Source organism: Fictibacillus nanhaiensis, from assembly GCF_042686385.1.
GTDB lineage: Bacteria > Bacillota > Bacilli > Bacillales > Fictibacillaceae > Fictibacillus > Fictibacillus nanhaiensis.
The window spans coordinates 2,683,351-2,698,496 of record NZ_JBHUPF010000006.1; the positions used below are offsets into that span (position 1 = coordinate 2,683,351).

The following is a 15,146-nucleotide window of genomic DNA, read 5'->3' on the forward strand; positions in this document are numbered from 1 at the left end:
GTTCAAAAAAACGGCATCTCCTAGGGTTTAACCACTTGAGATGCCGCTAATAATCTTTATTGAAAATATTGAGCCAAACCTGCTGTAATACCCGATGCGGCTTTATTTTGAAACGAATTACTCTTAACTGTTAATTCATCAAATGGATTCGATAAAAAGCCAAGTTCTACTAGAACAGCTGGTTGTTTGTTCTCACGTAGAACGTGAAAATTTCCATACCTCACATTACCACTTTTTAATCCCGTATTGGCTTGAACCAATCCCGCGTTTACCGAGTTTGCCAAATTCAGATCCTTTTGACCGTAGTAAAAGGTTAAGAGTCCTGTAGCACTTTTATCTGTAGCTGAATTATAGTGCAAGCTTACGAACGCATCAGCAAAATGATAATGACTGATCTCCACTCGTTTATTAAGAGAAATATACGTATTATCACTTCGGGTTAAGATCACTTTAGCTCCTGCATTACTAAGCTGTGTAGCTAATAATCTCGCACTCATCAACGTCATACTAGCTTCTTGTGTACCGGATGATTTACCAGATGCACCTGGATCATTTCCACCATGACCAGGATCTATCACAATTCTTTTTCCTTTTAATCCTGAGTAGGATGGTTTAGGACTTGATGGATTGTTAGAAGAAGGGGATTGTTGTACAACCACAAGCCATCCTGCCACCCAAGCACTTTTACCATTTGGCATCTTGATTTGTACCCAGTCGTTCTTCGATTGTAGATAAGCAAATTCGTCCCCTTGATTTGCATTTCCTACGATTAAATAGCTTGTAGAAGGACCTTGCCTAACATTTACACCATCTGACATGATGACAACTTTTTTAGAAACAGAAGAAGGTGGGACAACTGGAGGCTTCGTTGCAGGCTTAGGATTTGTTACGATTGGAGATCCTCCCGTTTGTATGGATATGTATTGACTAGATACCCAACCCTTCTTTCCATCCAAAGTTTGAATGTAAAGCCAACTTCCTGATTCTGACACAATCTGAACCGAAGTGTCATATTTGAGTGAACCAAGAATAGGTGAAGATAGATTACCAGCAGATCGAAAGTTTAAAAACGTTGCTGTTACCCTTCCCCACTTTCCACTATTTACAGGATTAGTCGCAGAAGGCTTAGGAGTAGTCGGAGCGGTACCTGTTTGGTTCAAAAGATATGCACTACTTACCCATCCCTTCATGGATCCATAGGAAATAGAAGTCCAACTGCCTTCTTCTTTAACGATAGAAACGACAGTTCCATTCTTAAGCGATCCTATCGCTTTATACTGTGCTCCTGCACCATCTCGCACGTTTAGCGATGTTGCTGTTACTTTTGCTGTTTTCGTAGGTTTTACTTCTTTTTGAGATGATGTAGTGGGACTATTGGTTGCATTCACTTTAATGTATGCGGAACTAACCCAAGCTTTTCTATCTTTAAAAGAAATGTTAGCCCATCCTTTTTCCACGTTGAACACGGTAACGATTGATCCTTTTTTTAATGAACCGATCTGTTTAGATGAAGAGGAAGGTTCAGTGCGTACATTTAAGCTTGTAGCGTTTACTGTAGCCGTTTTAGTTGCTGCAGAAACAGGTATACATGGAAAGTTTGCGATTAATAAGACAGTGATTAGAAAGAAATACATCATCTTTACATTCGATCTCACACGATACAACTCCTATTCAAAAAGTTCTATACTTGCTGTACGAGTTATATCGTCAATTAAGAGGCTTTCTTGACCTTTCTCACTGCATTTTTGCGAACAAAAAACACCCTAGTTGTGGTTAACTAGGGTGTTACTTATTAGATCAATCCAAAATGCTTAAGTCCGTGATAGATACCATCTTCATCTACTGATTTAGTTACGTAGTCTGCGGCGTCTTTTGCTTCTTTTAATCCGTTACCCATCGCAATTCCTGTTCCTGCTGCTGTCAGCATCTCGATATCGTTTAATGCATCACCAAAAGCGTATACGTTCTCCGGCTTCATGTTCATCTGGTTCATAAACGCTTGAATTCCTTTTGCTTTTGAACCACCAGTAGGTAATATGTCTAATGCATTTTCATGCCAGCGGATAAAATCGAACGTACCTTTGTATCCATCTCGATAGACATGTTCGTGCTGTTCTTGGCAGAATAATAATACTTGATAAACCTCGTTCTCCTTATAAAATCCTGGGTGGAAAACGGGATAACTTGGCATGAGATTAAACGTACAATTCTTAATGATTTCGTGATTATCTGCGTTGCTAGTTGCTCTCTCATGATCAAGGTATACAAGAGGATGACCAGCCTTATCTGCTTCTTCTTCTATTTTCAGTATTGCTTCTCTCGATAACGGTGTTTTGTGGATTACTTCATCTTTAAAAACAACATAAGAGCCGTTATAGCTTACAAACGAATCAACCTCTAGTTCTTCTCGAATCGGTTCAAACATAAACGGACCTCGTCCAGTTGCAATCGCAACATGTACACCATTCTTTTTTAATTGTGCAATACTCTCTTTCGTGCTGTCAGGAATTTTTTTCTCATCGTTTACTAACGTTCCATCTATATCAAAAAATACTATCTTGTCGTTCATCTCGTATCGTCTCCTGTTGAATGTTCTATCTTACAATAGTGGTACGATTCCGTATAAATGTCAAATCAAGCGCTTCTCATTACTTTTTTAGAGATTGATTTACTTGAATCCATCCCTTTTCTGGCATAGACAACAAGAATACTGTCAAAATAATAAGCATGCCACCCGCTGTTTGAAAACTTCCAAACGCAGTACCTAACCAAATAACGGATACGATCGTCGCTACTAAAGGTTCAGCACTTCCAAGTAAACTCGTTTCAGTCGAACTTATATACTTCAAACTATCTAAGTAAAGATAAAAAGGTAATAAGGTACCGAATATAACAACAAATGATAGCATCCCGAATAGGGAGAATGACCAATTGATCTCATTCGGCTGCCATGGCTGAGTAAAAATGGAAACAGCAGATCCTCCAAGCAACATCGCCCAGCCAACAATCGTAGCAGATGCATATTGCTTTAAGAGTCTTACAGGATAGACGGTATATACCGCAACAGAAACACCTGACAAAACTCCCCAGAAGATAGCTTTTTCAGAAACCGTGATCTCTTGTAAACTTCCATTCGTTAATAGCAAAAAGGTACCCGAAAGCGCCATTAGAACCGCAATCCATTCTTTTCTTTTTGGCCATTTTAATAATTTTAACGCAAAGTAAATTGTAATAAAGACCGGTCCTAAAAACTGAAGCAATGTAGCTGTTGGAGCATTCCCCGCCTCTATACTCAAAAAGAACGTGAGCTGTGCGCCAAGCATACCCGTTAAAGAAAATACTACCAAATCAAATCGGTCTTTTTTATTTCTCCAAACTCCAAATATATTCTGCTGAAAAGAGATAAGAAATAAAAGCAGCACTCCAGCCATCACCATACGGACAGATACTAACCAAGTGGCAGTCATTGCTGAATGTGAAAAGATCCACTCTGCCGCATTTCCTGAGAATCCCCAAAGTGAAGCTCCCGCTAATGCTAGTCCTATCCCTTTCCACCGAGAATTTTTTATTTGATTCCCCATCTTACACCCACTTCCCATTGCAACGTTCAATTTTCGTTCAATGCTTATTTATATCACACATAATTGTACATCCTTCATTTATTATAGAACGAATCCGTTAAATTCAAATACATTTTCTTTATTCTAATTTCTACAAGTTTAGTTTGTTATGTATCAAACAGCTGAAATTTAAAACGTAGTTTATTTTTTTATCAAAGGCCACGAAAATAGAAAGCACTGAGCAAAAAACCAGCTCAGCGCTTATCTAGAAAATAAAATAGGGGGATGATGTATCATACGAAATTTACAGAGTTTGGTGTCGGTTAAAGCAAAAATATGCGAATACCTATTGAGCATATTCACACGTTGTATAAATTTGTTAAATATATACAAACTAGTAGTACAAGGAGGTGATACATATGGCACGTAACAATAACTCTAACGAATTAGTAGTAGCTGGTGCACAAGCAGCTTTGGATCAAATGAAGTATGAAATCGCTTCTGAGTTTGGTGTTCAACTCGGACCAGACACAACATCCCGTGCGAATGGATCTGTTGGTGGTGAAATCACTAAACGTCTTGTTCAAATGGCAGAACAACAGCTAGGTGGCGGATACCGTCGCTAGACCGATTTCAATTTGAAAAAGTCATCCACATCATGCGGATGACTTTTGTTTATTGACTGTTTTCTTAAACTTAGTTGCTTTTGGCCGTGTTGATTTCCGTTCCAGGTTGCTCGCTTTCCACGGGGCAGGCGGTGAGCCACATTCGTACGTTTCACTTTTAAGTGTCTCACCTGTCTAGTTGCAGTGGCTAGCCCCTCGAGGTCAAAAGTTAAACGGCCAAGAAGGCAAAGTGCGCCTTCATAGTCCATTCACCTTTTGCTTGTCGGGGCTAAACGAGCCACTTACATTTTGAGGACTGCCCGCCTGTCCCGTAGGAGTCTCGCACCTTCCGCTCCAATCAACTGTCAAAGAAGTAATACAAAGATTTAAAAGTAAAAATCCTTTAGAAAACAGCCTGTTTATTTATCTGACTTTATCTAGTTTGACCTGAATCAATACAGGATCATGATCACTTGCTCGACCGTGTTCTTCCATAAACTGCGAATTGATATGAACGATGTCCACTTTTGTTTTCTTCGCCATATTATTCGTTACTAAAATATGATCTAGAACTTGAGCGTTTCCTTGATAAGAATACGTGTATCTTTCTTTGAATGGAACTTCTTCAATCATGTTCGTCAACTCATTGCCTTTTACTTTCTTCAGAGTTTTCGTAAACTCGAAATCATTGAAATCTCCCAACAAGACTACCTTTGCATCCTTATCTTCATTCGTTACATCTTTAACAAACTGATTCACAATCCCTGCGATCTCTAAACGTTGCGCTTCACTTCCTAAGAAAGGAGGCTGATTTTTCCCAAACAGCGGCTGATCTCCACCCTTTGAGTTAAAATGATTGGCAACTACAATTACGCTTTCACCATTAAACATGAACTGTGCTGCGACAGGCTTACGACTGTTAGCAAATGCTGGGTTTGTTGGATCGATTCGTCCAGGGTTTATTGTAAGCTTTCCATCTTTGTAACCTACTGCTTCTGTTGCTGTTCCTTTTGTTCCTTTTGCAAGGGAAACACGTTCAGGATTGTAGATGAATCCTACACGAATGTTACCACCAGGAATCCCACCATCTTTTCCATCAACTGGAGCGATATCTGTATACACATAGCTTGGACCGCCTTGCGCTGTAATCTCTGCAATTAATCGGTCAGCACTTGCTTTTGCATCTGTCGTACCATCATTTGTTGGACCATTTCCATCTTGCATCTCAACAAGTCCAACGATATCTGGTGCGTTTAAGTTACGTACGATCGATTTTGCGATACGTGATACTTTTTCATCACTCGTACTGTCACGTCCTTCTTTTAGTGCAGAGAAGTTCTCAACATTAAAGCTGGCAATCGTTAACTCTTTATGTTTTTCATGAATCTTTGTAACTTCCGGTTTAGTTTTTCCTTCAACAAATGTTGGAAGTTCCTCGCGATCAGCTAACACTTTATAGTTACCAAATCCGTAACTCACAACACCTGTAATAGAGCCTAAGAAGAAATCTCCGGTTTTTGCCACAAACGATTCATCGTTCATATCAATAAAGATTCGTTCAGGGTTATAATCAATCTCTGTGATGTTCAGACCACCTGATGAATTAAATTCTTTTTGCTTCCAAAAATCAGGAACTACAACGAGTTCTCCATACTTTTGAGGTGCAAGAACACCAGGGTTCTTCACTTCTACAAGCATCCCTTCTAAACTTTCATAAAAATCAATGCCGTCTTCTTTTGGATCAAACACTCCAAAGTTATCATTATCGATTACTTTTGTAGGCTGTTGAAGACCAAACAAGCCGATAATCGTTGATTTTGGAAGTTTTTGTCCTTCTTGCAGTTTTGTGATGCGACTTGCATTAATCTCTGTAACAGCTAGATCTGTTTTTAATTTATCTGAATACCCTTCAAGTACCCATTCTTTTACTACCCCATCAACGGATACTAGATTTCCTTTAGCTTGTCCGTGATTTTTTTGATAGACCAAGATACCTTCAGATGTTCTGTAGTCTTCATCCGGCTTTACGTCTTGCATATAAAAATTATTGTTATCCACCACTTTTGTTACAATACCTTCTACGCCTTCTACCGCTTTGTTTGCAACAGGAGATTGATGACCTGCTCCTTGAACATCATGGATACGAAGTCCAGATAGAGCAACTTGGTAGTTAAACTCTGAAATGGTACTATTCTTTAACCCTTCTTTAACAGCAACAGCTTTAATCGTTACATCTTCATTTACTGTTATAGGAGAACTATAACGTGTGCTCTCTGTAGTCGGGTCTTGTCCGTCTAGCGTGTAATATATGGCAGCGTCCGCTGTTTCAGTAGATAGTACGACAGAAGTCCCTTTAGAAACAACTTGTCCCTCTACGGATGATTTCACTTCTTCGACTTGTGGTTCAGAAGGAGTTCCATCAACAAATTGATACTCGTTTACATTTTTAAGGCCGGGCACACTAAAATACGCCTCAAGCGTTCCTTTGAGTTGAACTTTCTTCCCTAAGTTCTCAGGATGCTCAACGAGATTCAATGCACTTCTAAGAGGAGTGTTAGGCAACTGAACAGTCAAAATCTTCGTTTTATCTGTTTCACTTGGCGAATCGGCAAGAGCTAAATTTGTATTCGCTGTAAATGGTCCTTCATGTGTGAATGAGATAGAAGACCCACTTCCTCCTTTAACAGTTCCTACGATATACCCTTCAACTGTCTGTATTGATTTATCCTGCTTAATCAATGCTTCGCTAACTGTTAGAACGTCAGCTGCAGAAGCTGTTTGTTGCAGTGGCAAAACCATGCTAAGCACCATTACTAGCATGATACTTATATTTGTAACCCTTTTCGTCATTTTCATGAACATATCGTTCCACCTGCCCCACTAATAGTATGTAAAACATAGTAAATCCATGAAAAATATAACACAATTTTGTCGATTCAATTGTTAGTTTTATATTAAAACAGTTAGAAAGACTTACAAAGAATTTACAATATAGGACTCATGGATTATGCCGCATATAAAAAAAGACCGTTCTTCCGATCAAACTTTGATCAAAAAACAGTCAGTTCGTTCTATGAACGCTTAAATTTAAAGTCACTTGCTCAGCAAATAGTTCAGGATCGTTGTCTTTTAGGATAGCAAGTAATTTATCCTTCCCTGCTGAGCGATTCAGCCATTCTTCTCCAGCCATCGGCTCTAACATCACCGGCATCCGATGATGATATTTTATCATCGATGCATTTGACGCTTTCGTCAAGATCGAACAGGTTATTCTTTCTTCTTGTTGACCGTTGACTTCCCCGATCCACCTTGACCAAATGCCTGCAAATGCAAACGGTTTTTTATCTTTCAAGCTAAATTGCAATGGATACTTTTTAGTGCTATCGTCTTCTGCCACCCATTCGTAGAACCCGCTTGCAGGAATCAAACACCTTTTTTGATGAAATGAATCTTTAAAGCTTGGTTTATCAGAAACGGTCTCGCTTCTGGCATTCATTAACTTATTTCCTATTTTCGGATCTTTCGCCCAACCTGGGACAAGTCCCCATTTCATGTATCCAGCCCTATTACCAGTACTAGCTTTTATTACAGAGAGGACTTGCTGGCTCGGTGCAATATTGAAGCGTTCATCGTAATCAAAATCATTTTCTAGATTAAAGGCATCAATGATCACATCTTTGTCGTAGTAAAGCATATATCGCCCACACAAAACTCATCACCTCAACTTCAGGGAATGGATAAGGAAGTCAATCGTGTTAAAACTAATAACAGGAGGTGTACACAATGAAAAATCCTGTACTTATTTATCTCATTTTATTATTCAGTATGTTCTCAATACTCATCACGATCGATTGGTTCTTAGGAATTGCGCCTGCTACCGTGCTAAAAAGATCATTTATGTCATTCTTTCACTATGTGGACAAGGTGGAATATTTCCTAGTTATCGCTCTGATACTGTTACCTATCCTGACATTTATTCTCTCGATGTGGATGGAGAAGAAACAAAATGTTTAAGTTTCTTTCTTCTCATCAAGCATACAATAATGAACAGACTCGGTAAAACAACTTGAAACGGAATATGGATAAAATGTGGAACGATCTTCAAACCTTCCGTAATATGTTCTACATAGTTAGCTGCAATGACAATGGATGAAAGGATTAATACAATACCGATCGGACCGATAAGCTTTTTTTCGTCTTTTACTCCGAAGATGTCTTGTGTAGCTTTAACGGCAACATAGAACAATACAGAGATTTTGAAGAATCCTCCTATAATTAAGGTGAACACCACTAGCGCATCTAATCGTTGTATAAATTCTCCTAAATTAATCTTCGCAACTGCTGCAAGTAATGGGAAGTAGACATGAGTGGCAACATGTCCCCCTAAAATCGCAATGTCCATCGCTACTGTTACACTTAAGATCACACCACTCAGTAATATCGCAATTAAACCAACTGTGAGTGCTTTCGTTTGCTTTGTTGTTTTTAGATAAGGAAACAGCATCGTAAAAACCACCATCTCTCCAAAAGGAAAAGTAGGCGTTACTGGGAACGCTGCCTTCAAGACCGGTAAGAATCCCTGACCTAATACGGGAAGAAGGTAATTGTATTTCATTAAGTCAGCTGATAGTACGAGTACAGCAAGAATAACTCCTAATAGAACGACTAATGAGAATATGATCTCTCCTGTTCGGACTAGCACTTCAAAACCTAATTTGAGAACATAGACGATCGTAGCAATCATAAGCGCATTTACAACAATAATCGGTGTTTGAACAAAAACAGCTGATAGCAGAAGGCTTCCAAAATCGCGTAAAACACGAGCAGCTAGATACATGAAGTACATGAGATATAAAAAAGCAAATAGCTTTCCAACATACTTGCCGAACAAGATCTCTACATATTGTGTTAAAGATTGCTCAGGAAACTGCTTATAAAGAAAATAATAACCTAGAAAAAGAAACATACCGCAAATCATCCCTAATAGTATCGCGATCCATGCATCTCTGCCGGCATCCATTCCTAGACCAACAAGGATCGCACTTCCAAGTTCAAATAGAACGATAATGATAAAGTATTGTTGAACATCAATCTTGATGGTCTTCATTAGGGAGCCTCTTTCTTTTTCTTTTCTTCAAATAAGAACGGTGAAGTTCGAATACCTGATCGTCTAATACGAGAATCAACGTTCACCTCCACTTTTAACTGTGGAAAGATTTCTTTGTAGTGCTGTTTATATTCATTACGCCATTTTTTCGGATTCTCTCGATACAACAATTCACCAAAACCAAGAACATCGCTATTAAAATCTTGTGCAGCTGTTATCGTATTTTCAATTTCTTTTTCAATGACTCCGTTTAACTTCTTTTCGATTTTAAAAATCTCAGAAGGTTTTTCTAGATTCACTGCACAGTTCGCTTCAGCAATGTTCGCTTCAGGAAATACTTCAATCGCTAAAGAAGGTATCTTCCCTTTAGTATCTGCAGATAGCTCAGTATTAGAACGGACAATCTCGATAGAATAGCCGTTATCATTACCCATACAAGGTACGGTGATCGCAGAACTAACAAGCTTCCCCTTTATCCAAAGAACACCTCTCGCTTCAGGACCATCCAGCCAGCCTTTGAGCTTGCCATCTCTGAAAACCCCCATACCTGATAGCTGTACTCGCGCAGGGTCACCTACTTCATAGTTTTGTGCTGTTACAGCCAACTTTTTGTCACCCGTAATTTTAATACCATTGATAATCGGTTCTCCGCCTTCATCAATAATGGATTGAAGCACTTCATTAATATCTTGTTGCATGTTTTCTCCCCAATTTTTCTCTGAGATCTTTAATATCGTAGCCACTTCATCAGACGTAACTTTATCGATGGCGGTAAACGTTCTTAACAGTTTCGATGGCGTAGTACCTCTCGCAACAACAACTTGAATCGTCGAACGAACTTCCGGGTCACGTGAGATCATATCGACCGCTTGATATATGCTGTCTTTTGCAATTTTCTCACTGAAAACAAGCATTCTTGCATGAGCAAAAAACAAACGTCGTGAAGTTTGTTTACTTGCTTTTCTCGTCGCTTCCATCAAGTTTCTTCCCTTTGTTTCATAAACCGTGAAAACAGGTTGTTTTCCTCCTCCTGCCCCTGTTATCCCTGGTGCGACTTCGGTGGGATTGACCACTTGATAAGTCACGATCAGATCTCCTTTTTTATCGATGTTAATTCCGATTCCCATTACGATTGAAAGCTCATCCAGTTCATTCTGATCCCAGCATCCTGTGAGAAATAGAAGACAGATACTGAAGGATAGGCAACTTTTTAACAGTTTCAACGTGTTGTTTCCTCCTCCCTTTTCTTCTTCACAGAATAAGGGCGAGTGCGTGTTTGGTTACGTTTCGAAAGCTTCTCTGGTCTTTTGAATAACTTCTTTATTGGAAATCGAAACAAACTATCCTTTAGGTCTTCTGTTTGAATAGGAGCAAAAGGACTCAAATAAGGATATCCAAAAGATCTTAAACTTGTTAAATGCGCGATAATCACGATTAAAGCAAGTGTAAGCCCATAGAAGCCAAAGATAGAAGAGATCAACATCAACGGAAAGCGTAATAATCGAGCGGATGTGGCAACTGCGAAAGATGGAATCGCAAAGCTGGCCACAGCTGTAATTCCTACAACGATAACCATAGCAGGGGATACAAGACCTGCTTGCACTGCTGCTTGTCCCAAAACGAGAGCCCCCACAATTGAAACAGCTACGCCTACGGCACGTGGCATCCTAATGCCTGCTTCTCGTAATATTTCAAAAGTAATCTCCATTACTAATGCTTCTGCTATTGCCGGAAAAGGGACACCTTCACGCTGAGCAGCGATCCCAAACAAGAGAGTCGTTGGAATCATTGCTTGATGAAAAGTGGTAAGTGCAATATAGATGGATGGAGCGATCAAGGAAATAATAAAGACTGAAAATCTCAACAAACGAAGAAAAGTGCTGATGTCATATCTCATATAATAGTCTTCGGATGATTGAAAGAACTGTATAAATTGTGCAGGTGCGATGAGTACGAACGGTGTTCCATTAATAATGATCCCTACGCGGCCCTCGAGCAGATTTCCAATCACCACATCCGGCCGTTCTGTATTCAAAAATTGCGGAAACACCGTAACGGTCTCATCTTGGATAAACTCTTCAAGTTGACCGGATTCTAACAAGCCGTCTGTCTTTACTTCTTCTATTCTTTCTTTAATTTCATTAATCAATAGAGGATTTGCGATATTCTCTAGATAAACAATCGCCACATCCGTATGTGTGACCTCTCCTATTATAAATTTTTCCACTCTAATATCTTTAGAGCGTACCCTACGTCTTATTAAAGAGATATTTGTTTTAATTGACTCTGTGAACGAATCTTTAGGTCCACGAATAACGACCTCAGAAGAAGGCTCTTCTATTCCCCTAACCTTCCCACCGGTCGTTCCTAGTTTAAGTCCCTTTGTATTCCCTTCAACCAATAGAACACTGAACCCAGCAAGAAGACCTTCAACTAGTTCATCTTCTGTTTCAACATCCAGAACTCTTCCTAATGCTAATGCATTTTGTTTAATGTAGTGTAATGCATGGTCAACTGGCACTGGAGAAGATTGCTTGTGTGATGACAGAGACATCAATGGTGCTAGAATGAACTCATTTAAAATTTGAGGATCGTTCATTTCTTCTAAGAATAATAAGGTTGCCGTAACCTTATGTTCTAACTCGAACTCAAACTCACGAACAATTAAATCCATAGGCTCACCTAATAGGTTCTTTACCCTGTCAACCATTACATGCAGAACTGGACTAAGCTCTCCGGCAACCTTTTTTGTTATTACCTGCTTACTTGAGGTTTCCATAGAAATGATTTTTGACCGAAGAGAAGAAGGATCATCAAGCTTTTTATCTGCCAACATATCTGTTAACTTTTTATGAGTTTTAATGATTGGACGTTTTCTTCTATTTCGCATAACCATCCCCCTTTTTTACCAAACTTTTCTTAGCATTTGCACAACATGCTTTGGTTATGTAATATTCCCATGCCGCTCTAACCTTTTGATAGGTATCATACGTTCATGCTTTTATTGCACACAAAAAAGCCCCAGATCGTTTTCATTCACAAACGGTCTGGGGCTTTAACAATTAACAGTATAAATGCCAGGGTTCTGTATCCCTGGCTGGAAAAAGGTAACTTAATTATAGCATCTTATTTTCAAAATGCGAATCTTATGAACTGCAAAATGCTAAAAATATATCTTTATACTCACATGGGATCCCACGGTTTTTTTACTCCGAACTCTTTCGCTAATTTCTTACTTTCTTCTCTACGTTTTTTCCTTGCTACCGCTCGTTCTGAAGCATGCTCGTGGAGCCATTTTTCTTCTTCTGTTTCTGGTATGACTTTTGGCACTGGCGTTGGTTTACCCTCTTCATCTAATGCGACAAACGTGAGAAAGGAAACTGCGCAAACTTTTCGTTCACCAGACAATAAATTCTCTGAGATCACCTTTACGAAAACTTCCATTGACGTTGTTTTTGTCCACGTCACAAATGATTCTAAACAAACGGAATGACCTTCTTTAATCGGCTGTAAAAAATCAACCGAATCCGTTGATGCCGTGACTACATTTTTTCGTGCGTGTCGGATTGCAGAGATAGCGGCAACATCATCAATATAAGCCATCAATTTTCCTCCGAACAGTGTACCGTGATTATTTGTATCGGGCGGCAGGACTACAGAGGATTTAACCGTACGAGATTCGCGCACAAACTTTTCTTCCATAATCAAAACTCCTATTCTTGTCTCTTCATCTATAGTATATGTTAACTTGTAAAAATATAATGAAAGACCTCCGCTTGTCCGTGCAAGCTTAGAGGTCTCCATCAAAGTATGCTTATTTTTTTACGACTGCATGTCCACCAAATTCGTTACGAAGCGCTGCAACGACTTTACCGTGGAACGTGTCATCTTCTAATGAACGGAAACGCATGAATTGGGACAATGCAATAACTGGAGCTGACGCTTGGTAGTCAAGTGCAGCTTCAACTGTCCAGATTCCTTCACCTGAAGAATTCATCACTCCGCGGATGTCTTCAAGTTTAGGTTGTTTGCTGAATGCGTTCTCCATCAGTTCGATCAGCCAGCTACGAATAACTGATCCATTGTTCCATACTCTAGAAACCGCTTCATAGTCGTAATCGAAGTCACTTTTATCTAAGATCTCAAATCCTTCTCCGATCGCTTGCATCATCCCGTACTCGATTCCGTTATGAACCATTTTCAAGAAATGACCAGAACCTGCACGGCCAGTGATCATAAATCCTTTTTCTACACAGATTTTTTCGTATAGAGGAGCAAGGTAGTTAACAGCATCGTCATCTCCACCCATCATTGCACAAAGACCGTAACGAGCTCCATCAGTTCCACCACTCGTACCAACATCTACAAGATGGATGCCTGTTGCTTTTAGTTCTTCATAGCGGCGAAGAGTGTGCTTGTACATGGAGTTACCAGCATCAACGATGATATCGCCTTCTGTTAGATGTGGCTTCAGTTGTTCGATAACTTGGTCAACAATTTCTCCAGCTGGAACTAAAAGAATAACCGCTTTTCTTCCTGTAAAAGAATTAGCAAGTTCTTCGATCGAGTCAACACCTTTAACACCTTCTGCTGAGATCTCTTTCACTGTATCTTTGTTTACATCTGTAGCGAAAACCGTATTTCCTTTATCATTCATATTCAGTGCCATATTGAAGCCCATTTTTCCAAGGCCGATTAAACCGATTTCCATTGTACATATCACTCCAATTTATGTATTTAAGTCTGTTTTGTATTATTCCACAAAATAAAGGGGATTAACCTCTACTTGCAACACTGTCTATTAGAGTATCTAAAAATGAGAAAAAAAACAATTATTTCAGTTCTTTTTGTATGAAATAACAAAGAAAAAATTTTTAATCTTGACCATTTGACCTGTAGCATTCTCAATTTGTCCACATAATCTATAGAATCTCTTTAATTGGAGGACCTTCTATGAAAAAAATTGTAATGCTTGCTCTGATCGGACTCATGGCGCAACTCATCGACGGCTCTCTTGGTATGGCATATGGAGTTACTTCTACGACTCTTTTGTTAGTTGCTGGTTTCTCACCTGCATTAGCTTCTGCTTCCGTTCACTTATCTGAAGTTGTGACTTCAGCTGTCTCAGGCTACTCGCATCTTAAATTCGGAAACGTCGATAAGAAAACGGTGAAGAAGCTTGTCATTCCAGGGGCTATCGGCGCATTTTTAGGAGCTGCTTTTTTAAGTTATATTCCTTCCACCTTGATTAAACCGTATATCTCTTTATTTCTATTAGGACTTGGCTTTTACGTATTGTTTCGTTTCTTATGGATCAAAGTGAACGTAAATATAGAAACTGATTCTACTGAGAGCAGTGCTAAAAAAAGGATGTATCGACCATTGGGGCTCATCGCTGGTTTTATGGATGCAACAGGAGGGGGCGGATGGGGACCCATAACAACTCCAATTCTGCTTACACAAAAGAACCTTACTCCTAGTAAGGCAATCGGCTCTGTAAACTTCAGTGAATTTGCAGTCTCATTATCAGCTTCTATCGGTTTCTTTTTGTTTATCGGTTGGGAGACTCTACTTTGGCAGGTCGTTGTCGCGATGATGTTAGGTGGGGTCATTGCCGCTCCTTTTGCAGCATGGCTCGTGCAAAAGCTAAAGCCAGCACTATTAGGTGTCCTAGCTGGAGGCTTAATCATCATAACGAACTTAAGAACCATTTTGAACGAATTTTTTTCTGTAGATTTGTTTACAGAAGTGTCCGCTTTGGTGCCCTTCCTTATTCTTTGGGGTGTTTTGATCGTCTTTGCCGTTAGAAAGAGAGTGTAATAAACAGAAACTAGCATAGATCGTTAAATGCAAAACTGCCAGAATGTCCATCCA

13 protein-coding genes are annotated in these 15,146 nt (G+C 39.4%); 3 read left to right on the top strand and 10 right to left on the bottom strand.

Features of this window, described 5'->3' with window-relative positions:
* Positions 1–56: 56 nt before the first annotated feature.
* The 3 genes from ACFS5O_RS17370 to ACFS5O_RS17380 all read right to left on the bottom strand — a co-directional run bounded on the left by ACFS5O_RS17370 (position 57) and on the right by ACFS5O_RS17380 (position 3,581).
* Complete coding sequence (locus ACFS5O_RS17370) at positions 57–1,655, bottom strand: N-acetylmuramoyl-L-alanine amidase family protein (protein ID WP_205725831.1); 1,599 nt, start codon at positions 1,653–1,655, stop codon at positions 57–59.
* A gap of 137 nt (positions 1,656–1,792) precedes the next feature.
* Positions 1,793–2,569, bottom strand: coding sequence for a Cof-type HAD-IIB family hydrolase (locus tag ACFS5O_RS17375; protein ID WP_205725830.1), 777 nt, complete (start codon positions 2,567–2,569; stop codon positions 1,793–1,795).
* A 79-nt stretch (positions 2,570–2,648) separates the two neighbouring features.
* Positions 2,649–3,581, bottom strand: coding sequence for a DMT family transporter (locus tag ACFS5O_RS17380; protein ID WP_205725829.1), 933 nt, complete (start codon positions 3,579–3,581; stop codon positions 2,649–2,651).
* Between the two features lie 398 nt (positions 3,582–3,979).
* Here ACFS5O_RS17380 and ACFS5O_RS17385 point away from each other — a divergent pair, with 398 nt between their 5' ends.
* Positions 3,980–4,186: an alpha/beta-type small acid-soluble spore protein gene (locus tag ACFS5O_RS17385; protein ID WP_066288466.1), complete on the top strand. Its 207-nt coding sequence runs from the start codon at positions 3,980–3,982 to the stop codon at positions 4,184–4,186.
* Positions 4,187–4,588: 402 nt separating this feature from the next.
* Here ACFS5O_RS17385 and ACFS5O_RS17390 read toward each other — a convergent pair whose 3' ends face one another.
* Positions 4,589–7,021: a DUF6359 domain-containing protein gene (locus tag ACFS5O_RS17390; protein WP_318300188.1), complete on the bottom strand. Its 2,433-nt coding sequence runs from the start codon at positions 7,019–7,021 to the stop codon at positions 4,589–4,591.
* A gap of 205 nt (positions 7,022–7,226) precedes the next feature.
* Positions 7,227–7,874, bottom strand: a complete 648-nt coding sequence (locus ACFS5O_RS17395) for an SOS response-associated peptidase (protein WP_318300187.1) — start codon at positions 7,872–7,874, stop codon at positions 7,227–7,229.
* 74 nt (positions 7,875–7,948) lie between these two features.
* Here ACFS5O_RS17395 and ACFS5O_RS17400 point away from each other — a divergent pair, with 74 nt between their 5' ends.
* Positions 7,949–8,179: a YczF family membrane protein gene (locus ACFS5O_RS17400; protein ID WP_205725826.1), complete on the top strand. Its 231-nt coding sequence runs from the start codon at positions 7,949–7,951 to the stop codon at positions 8,177–8,179.
* Here the strand turns inward: ACFS5O_RS17400 and ACFS5O_RS17405 are convergent.
* The 5 genes from ACFS5O_RS17405 to gnd all read right to left on the bottom strand — a co-directional run bounded on the left by ACFS5O_RS17405 (position 8,139) and on the right by gnd (position 13,983).
* Entirely contained in the window at positions 8,139–9,272 is a 1,134-nt protein-coding gene (locus ACFS5O_RS17405; RefSeq protein WP_205725825.1) for a GerAB/ArcD/ProY family transporter, read from the bottom strand. The genes ACFS5O_RS17400 and ACFS5O_RS17405 overlap by 41 nt on opposite strands.
* Positions 9,272–10,495 (bottom strand): Ger(x)C family spore germination protein, encoded by a 1,224-nt coding sequence (locus ACFS5O_RS17410; protein ID WP_205725824.1) that lies wholly within the window; start codon positions 10,493–10,495, stop codon positions 9,272–9,274. The genes ACFS5O_RS17405 and ACFS5O_RS17410 overlap by 1 nt, the downstream gene beginning before the upstream one ends.
* Positions 10,492–12,162: a spore germination protein gene (locus tag ACFS5O_RS17415; RefSeq protein ID WP_205725823.1), complete on the bottom strand. Its 1,671-nt coding sequence runs from the start codon at positions 12,160–12,162 to the stop codon at positions 10,492–10,494. The genes ACFS5O_RS17410 and ACFS5O_RS17415 overlap by 4 nt, the downstream gene beginning before the upstream one ends.
* A 293-nt stretch (positions 12,163–12,455) precedes the next feature.
* Positions 12,456–12,974 carry an acyl-CoA thioesterase gene (locus ACFS5O_RS17420; RefSeq protein WP_066392740.1) on the bottom strand — a complete coding sequence of 173 codons (519 nt, stop codon included), beginning with the start codon at positions 12,972–12,974 and terminating at the stop codon, positions 12,456–12,458.
* Between the two features lie 112 nt (positions 12,975–13,086).
* Complete coding sequence (gene gnd / locus ACFS5O_RS17425) at positions 13,087–13,983, bottom strand: phosphogluconate dehydrogenase (NAD(+)-dependent, decarboxylating) (protein ID WP_205725822.1); 897 nt, start codon at positions 13,981–13,983, stop codon at positions 13,087–13,089.
* Positions 13,984–14,225: 242 nt separating this feature from the next.
* Here gnd and ACFS5O_RS17430 point away from each other — a divergent pair, with 242 nt between their 5' ends.
* Positions 14,226–15,092: a sulfite exporter TauE/SafE family protein gene (locus ACFS5O_RS17430; protein ID WP_205725821.1), complete on the top strand. Its 867-nt coding sequence runs from the start codon at positions 14,226–14,228 to the stop codon at positions 15,090–15,092.
* Positions 15,093–15,146: the final 54 nt, after the last annotated feature.